The following is a 7195-nucleotide window of genomic DNA, read 5'->3' as shown; positions in this document are numbered from 1 at the left end:
ACCCCAACCCGCCAATCGCCATTCACACCCCCGGGTGGGGGATCGTTTTTGTTAACACCACCCCCCCCCGGCCCGGCCGCCCCCCGCGGCGGGGGGGGCGGGGCCCCCGCCCCCCCCCGCCCCAGTAAAGGGTGGCCACGCCTGCCATGCCGGCCAGGACGAAGTCCGCCCGCACCAGACCGAAGTAGCCCGCCAGGCAGACGCGAGCAGTACGCCGGTCAGCAGCAGACCCTCGACACCGATCCGGTCCCGACAGCGCCCACCAAGCCACCCGTACCCGGTCCGCCCGCGCCCGGACCCCCCGACGTCCGGGCGCAGCAGCCGCCGCCGTCACCGCATACGCCCCGCGCCCCTGGCCGGTGCGGCCTGCTGCCGGTGAGCGGGGACGGCGGCCTCCGCCGGGGCCGGCTGACCGGGGGCCGCGGCGGCGGGCGTGGTGGTGGAGCGGGAGCGGGCCGCCGTCGGGGAGACCCTCACGCGGGAGGCGGGCGCGGCCGGGGTGGAGGGCGGTGTCGTCAGGGAGTACAGGGGCGCGTCCACGAGACGCCCGGCCGTGGTGGAGGTGGGGCCGACCTTCCAGGAGGTGTCGGCCTGGAGGCGGGCCAGATGCGCGCCGAGGAGTGCGGGGCCGCCCTGGTCGCGGATCCGGTCCAATGGTGGGCCAGCAGGGGCCACTGGCGGGAGCCGACCAGGAGGCCCACACCCGCGCCGCAGCAGCCGGAGCGGGAGCGGGGGCAGTGATGACGGCGGCGACGGCTTGGTCGACCCCGGCTCCGGCCGCGTGCGCGTCGAGGAGGATCCGGGCGACGTCGATGCTGCGGGCGTCGAGGCGGCCCATCGCGGCCGCCATGTCCGGCCAGGGAAGAGAGGATCGCGTCACGCACCATCCCTGCGGGCATCGTCGTGCTAAGGAGATCCGCCCAGCGGTCGGTGCCCTCCGCCTTCGTCCGGGCCGGGTTGGCCACCACAGCCTGGTGAACCCCGGCGGTCATGCGGCCGTATCCAGTAACCCTCGGCCGAGCCAAAGGAAGGGGCGCGTATAGGTCAGCTGGGTCAGCGTTCGTTTTCCAGGGCAGCGTTCAGCCCGTAGGCGCCTGCTTCCGAGAGCCTGTCGATGATGTCCAGGCACCGAATCCGTAGTTCGGACGGACTTTGGCGGTAGAGGCGGAGAACCGTCGAGACCAGGTGATGGCCGTCCGCTGCGCGGTGGGTTCTGATGTCGCCGAGCTCCCTGCCCGCGTGCTGGACGATGAGCTCGCAGGCCTCGATTGCCACGGCAGGCAGAGGTCCAGTGTGGTCGTGGAGGGCAAAGACGAGATGCTCGAGGTGGTCGGCGAACGCCCGGCTGTCAAGGAAAGCTCTGACGAGTTCCTCGGCCTGTGCGGGAGGCAGGTCGAAGGCGTACCTCATGGCCAGGGAGGCGTTCTTGCGGACCTCAGCGTCGTCATCACCGAACAGAGGGATGAGGTGCGGATAGTGGTCGACGTTACGGGCGAAGACCACTGCCGCGCCGCGGCGTGCGGTGTCACCGAGTTCTTGCACGGCCTTGGGAATGCCTGCGGCAAGACGCCCCTGGATGGCGGCAACGGCCCAGGTCTGTCCCGCGAGTTCGGCCGTACCCTCGGGACCTTGAAGCGCACGGCCGAGGTGGGGGGCGAAACGCGAGGAATCACAGACCAGTGCGTGAATGAGCAGTTGTTGGGTGGTGGGGGCATTGTGGACATTGGTGTCCTGGTGGGTCAGTAGCTGCTCGGCGACGTCCAACGCGGCCTGAGGGTCGTGTTTCATCAGCGCCAGCACAGCTTCGGCAGCACAGACCCGGACGGCGAGCACTGGATCGTTGGCCAAACGGGTGACCAGAGGCGTCAGCACGTGCAGGTGCTGGCTGTCGTGAAAGAGCAGGGCAGCAACGGTGAGTGCTGCCTGGCCTCGGGTGGCGTTCATGCCGGCGGTCAACAGATCCGTGCGGGTTCCTTCGGCATCGGGATGACGGATGTCATGTTCGGGACGGAGGTCTGTGGTGTAGCCGTCGAGCGCCGGGAGCAAAGCAGGAGTGAAGTTCTGCGGGGCCGCCTGCAGGGTGCGGCAGATCGTGGGTGCTGCCTCGGAGCCAAGCGTCTGGTGGGTGTGGAGGGCCAGTCGTTCCCAGCGGTCGGCATCCAAATGGAGCGCGACCGCCTCCATGATCGCGCAGAGATGGGCAGCTGGTGAGCCCGGGCCGAGAGTGAGGGCGAAGTCGGTGAAGCGGTCGGGTTCCTGTTGCGCGCGGCTGCCCAGTGCCCGGGCGAGCTCGTGGACGCCTCCTCGGAGAGACCAGGGCTGTTCGGGTTGGGGCTGGGCGTACTTGTCCAAGGCACGGCGCCACTGGTCATCAGTCATGTGCCGGACGGCACGGTCACTGACCGGCGAGCCGACGACACCAGCCTGAATCGGTGTCGGTGGCGACGGGACGTGGCCAGGGAACTTGCGGTCCCATTCGGCGAGCCGACGGCGTACCGCATCACTACGGCGCGAGGGGCAGATCGCCGACAGCAACTCGTACTGGCTCCAGCCCCAGGCGCTGCGCTGCCCCTTCTGCCGTCGGCGCTCCCCCGCCGGGTAGTAGCCAAGCAGCACCGCAGTCAAGCGGTCCAGCACCTCGTCCGTGCAGTGGGGGGTCGTGGTCTCGATGAGTTCGCGCGAGGCCCAGCGCGCGCTGTCCACCCATCCCAGGCGCAGGTTGCGCTCATCTGTCAGGAGCCAGGCAATCGCCTCATCGGGCCGTCCCAGGGCAGTATGCAGGCGGCAGGCAAGGAAGCGCAGCTCCTGAACCGGCGAGGCGGTCAGTTGCCCCAGGGCGTCGGCAACGGCAGCCGGGGCTTGGCCGGCCAGGGAGCGCAGTGCCGTGTCGAGGGCGGCCAGCAAGGCGGCGTCGACACCGCGACCGCCCACGAGGCGGTAGGTCCAGCGTCCACCGAGGTCGTGGGAGCCGGTGCGGTCGACGCTGCCAGCGGTGGCCACGTCGATGACGAAGGGCAGAACCTGGTCGACGAAGGTCCGCGGCTCGGCCTGCGCAATGCGGGAGAGGACTGTGTCGGCCACCTGTGAGTTCGTGGACATGTGCTCGGACGCGAAGGGGTCGCCGGATCCGTCGACGCGCGCACGGGCGAGGTGACGACGCAGATAGGCGCCGACAAGGCGCGCAGCAGGAGCGGGGTCGGTTTCGGAAAGGCCGTAGAGGAGCGACCAGAAATCGCTGTTGACCGCGATCGGCCCCCTGGCCTCATCCGCATACCCTCGGTCGATCAGATCAACGGCAAGGTCAACGAGGTCAGGTGTGAGCGCCCACTCGATCAGCCCCACCAGCCGGCGCCGCCACTGCGGCGTAGCTCCTACGTACGGTCGCACCAGCTCTGCGACACGTGTGGGCCGGTGTCGCGCGACGGCCAGCAGTTCAGAGAACGCAGCATCAGCGGTCTGCGGCGTGCCCAGCCAGCGTGCCCACCTCTGATCGTGGTCGGCGGCGTCAAACCATCGCGGCAGGGCGAGCAGACCGCGCACCTTGCCCGCTACAGGAGCCTGACTCCAGGCGACCGGTTCGATGGCCTGCCAGTCCGGCAGGGTGGCATCGAGCTGTCCGAGGACCGTGACGATCACACCGTGCAGGTGCAAGCGGATCCGGTCGGAGCCCAGGAGCTGGGCCACTGTGGTGCGGAAGCGTTCGCGGTCCGTGCCGGCGAGGTGCTCGAGGATCTGCCTGGTCTGGGCTCGCCGGAACAAGTGCTGGCCGGAGTTGGCCAGAAAATGGTGGATGTCCGCTCCGGCAGAAATGAAGGACCGGGCGAAGAGGAAGTCGAAGTACGTCTCGTGGAAGAACCCGATTTCCTCCGCGTCGCGCACCAAAACGCCATGCGATTCCAGGGCCCTGACCTGCCGACGAGGAAAGACGTCGAGCAGGGCCGCCGCAGCCTGGAGCGTTTCGCGCTCGCTCATGGATGCGCACAGCGCGCCGGTGATCCCCGCCCAGTTCAGTGCTCCAAGCTGTTGCTCGATCCCCTCGCGGACATCGTCGGTGTAGCGCGTGTATAGCTGCTGCAGGGTCCGGTAGGAAGCGGTGCGCGCCGTAGGAGACAGACGGCCGAAGACCGACAGGTGCAAGGGAGTCCGCAGCAGCTCCAATGTCACCGGGCCCAGGCTGTCGGGGTCCGTCCCGCTGGCGGCCAGGAGCGCGCGCACCTGTTCGATGTCCAACACCCCGAGGGGCAACCGCGCTACCCGGGTACGGTCGGCCACCAGCTTCGTCAGTCTCGGATCGTTGTCGATGTCGACGGTGCGGGCCACCAGGAGGACCTTGACGTTCGGGGCAACGGTCAGCTGCGCCAACACGTCTTCCACGGCCTCGTAGGCGTCCGACATCCGGCCGCTATAAGTGCTGACCGCATCCAGTTGGTCGATCACGAGCAGCGCCGGATCTCCGTCCGCAACACCGGCCAGCAGTACCACTGGCGAGTCCGGCAGGCTCATCCTGGTGCCTAGGTCCTTGGCCGTCTGCATGCTCGCGTCGGTCCCGTCCATCCGTACCGCGGCCACCGGCCATCCCCGCTTGGCCAGCTGGCTAAGGACGTCGGCGACGACCGTCGACTTCCCCGAACCCGCTCCGCCCTCGCACACCACGGTCTGCGGGCCGTCCTCGGCCACCAAACGCTCGTACAGCTGCTCCGCGTGCGGCCGGGCGGCCAGCCCGAAAAAGGGCGTGTCCCGGTCCACGCGCCGCACGAACCGCTCCACGGTGCCGGCTAAAGCCGTCAGCGCGTCGGTGTCCCCGGCCAGCAGCCGCGGGCGCACCCCCGGCACGGTCAGCAGATGACTGCGGATCTGGGGAGCGGTGAGGCGCTGGTGAAGGTGCTCGTCCAGATAGCCGCTCAGCTGCTGAACAATGACTTCCGGATCCCCGACGAACAGCAGCTCGTAGGTCATGGACACCAGGCGCCGCAGGGTCTCCGGAGGATGGTGCTCCACGTACACGCCCCGCAGATGCCGCCAGCCGACCTCCCGGCCGACCGGCACGCCATTCACGGACCAGTTCCCAATCACCGAAACGAACCGAGGGCCCTGAGCCTTGGTGAGGACCTCCTCGAACTCGGCGAGCGATTCGGCGGCCCGGGCGCGTTCGGATAGATCGCGTAGCTCAGGCGCCCCGGTGGACAGCACGAGGCGCACCTTCTTGCCCTGGGCAAGGTGCCCGGCGACCGCTTTGAGGACCTTCCCCACCGCGTCCAGGGTCCACGCTCCCTTGGAGGGGACATCCTTCACCTGCTCACACCAGGTGCCGTCGGCCTCCTCGACCTCGAACTCGATCCCGGCACCCGCCCGACCCGGAGGCTCCAAACGGATACGCGAAGCCCGCCCCCGCAGGACGTCCGCCACCCGCAACGCGGTCCACCAGTCCTCGTACCGGTTACCCGCCTTGTCCGCGGCCCCACCCGGCAGTCCCACCCGGCCTCACTCCCCAAAACACCATGCAAGCTCCCCGCCCCCGGGAGCCCCGCGTGCCGCGAGCCTACCTCCACCCACCGACACCCACGCAGACCGGAAAAGGATCACAAACCGCTCCCCCACACCCGCAGCCCCGCTGCGAACACGCCACACCTCCCGAGAGACACGACATACCAACAGGCCATACCCACAACAAACATGCCTGGCCGCTCCGCCGCCTCTAGATAATCGACATCACGGGCGAGCGGGGAGTCGAGGCGGTCTGCTTCGCGGACACCCGCGGCTCGCAGGTGGAGATCGTGCAGAACATCGGCCGCGCGCTCCGGCTCAACAAGGACGGCTCCACCAAGGTCGCCAGGATCATCGTGCCGGTGTTCCTGGAGCCCGGCGAGGACCCCACCGACATGGTCGCCAGCGCCAGCTTCCGCCCCCTTGTAACTGTCCTCCAGGGCCTGCGTTCGCATGACGAACGCCTGGTCGAGCAGCTCGCTTCCCGTGCGCTCACGAGCGGGAAGCGCAAGGTCCACGTCCGGCGCGATGAGAACGGGCAGATCGTCGGGGCCGGCGGCGAGAGCGACGGTGAGAGCGACGGTGAGGACCAAGGGGACGACGACACGCAGGCCGCCGCCGAAGCGGCCCTGCTGCATTTCTCCAGCCCGCGCGACGCGGCGACCATCGCGGCGTTCCTGCGCGCCCGGGTGTACCGGCCGGAGTCGCTGGTGTGGCTCGAGGGCTACCAGGCCCTCATCCGGTGGCGGGCGGAGAACGAGATCACCGGCGTCCACGCCGTCCCGTATGACGTTGAGGTCGAAGTGGGGGTCACGAAGGGTTTTCCGCTTGGCCGATGGGTCCATCAGCAGCGGAAGGCGCTGCGGGCGGGTGAGCTGGAGGAACGGCGCAAGGTGCTGCTGAACGCGCCGGAGGCCGGGATGGTCTGGGAGCCGGGCGAGGAAGCGTGGGAGACCAAGCTCGCCGCGCTCCGGTCCTACCGGCGGGCCACCGGGCACCTCGCTCCGCGCCAGGACGCGGTGTGGGGCGAAGACGACGAGATGATGCCCATCGGACAACACATGGCCAACCTCCGCCGCAAAGGCCCCGAGAACGGCTTGGGCAAAGACGCGGAACGGGCGGCGCAGCGCGCAGCGCAGCTCAGGGCGATCGACCCCGACTGGGACTGCCCCTGGCCACTGGACTGGCAACGCCACTACCGCATCCTCGCCGACCTCGCCGACACCGAAGCCGGCGGAGTACTGCCCGACATCGCACCCGGCGTCCTCTTCGAAGGCGACGACCTCGGCAAATGGCTCCACCAGCAGAAGCAGCCAGCCACCTGGGCTCGGCTCCTGCCTGAACAGCAGGAGCGGCTGACCAAGCTCGGCGTGCAGCCCGACCAGGCGCCGTCTCCCGTCCCCGCAGCCGTGCGTACGGCGAAGGATCCGAGCAAGGCACAGCAGGCATTCCAGCGGGGCCTCGCGGCGCTCGCGCAGTGGGTCGAGCGGGAAGGCGCCCACCGGCCGGTCCCCCGCGGCCACCGCGAGGAGATCGCCGTCGACGGCGAGGAGCCGGTGGTCGTGAAGCTCGGCGTATGGGTCTCCAACACCAAAACCCGACGCGACAAGCTCACCCAGGAGCAGTTGGACGCGCTGCGGGAGTTGGGCATGGAGTGGGCGTGACGCCGCCAGCCGCAGGTCGCTGAATCGGCCGGCTACACCAGTGCACA

The 7195-nt window shown here is 69.3% G+C and carries 2 protein-coding genes and 1 pseudogene; 1 reads left to right on the top strand and 2 read right to left on the bottom strand.

The features are described from left to right. Positions 1-330 precede the first annotated feature (330 nt). Together ACFWW8_RS26375 and ACFWW8_RS26370 are read right to left on the bottom strand one after the other, a co-directional pair. Positions 331-675 carry a hypothetical protein gene (locus ACFWW8_RS26375; RefSeq protein ID WP_386531899.1) on the bottom strand — a complete coding sequence of 115 codons (345 nt, stop codon included), beginning with the start codon at positions 673-675 and terminating at the stop codon, positions 331-333. A 378-nt stretch (positions 676-1053) separates the two neighbouring features. After that, positions 1054-5475 (bottom strand): hypothetical protein, encoded by a 4422-nt coding sequence (locus tag ACFWW8_RS26370; RefSeq protein WP_386531897.1) that lies wholly within the window; start codon positions 5473-5475, stop codon positions 1054-1056. A 227-nt stretch (positions 5476-5702) separates the two neighbouring features. On the opposite strand from ACFWW8_RS26370, the pseudogene ACFWW8_RS26365 reads away from it, so the two are divergent. Next, positions 5703-7148 (top strand): annotated as a pseudogene (locus tag ACFWW8_RS26365) (Helicase associated domain protein); the annotation flags it as partial. Positions 7149-7195: the final 47 nt, after the last annotated feature.

It is taken from the genome of Streptomyces sp. NPDC058701 (assembly GCF_042715295.1).
Taxonomy (GTDB): domain Bacteria; phylum Actinomycetota; class Actinomycetes; order Streptomycetales; family Streptomycetaceae; genus Streptomyces.
Note: the sequence above shows the minus strand (reverse complement) of the source record. Positions and strands in the feature narration are given on the sequence as shown.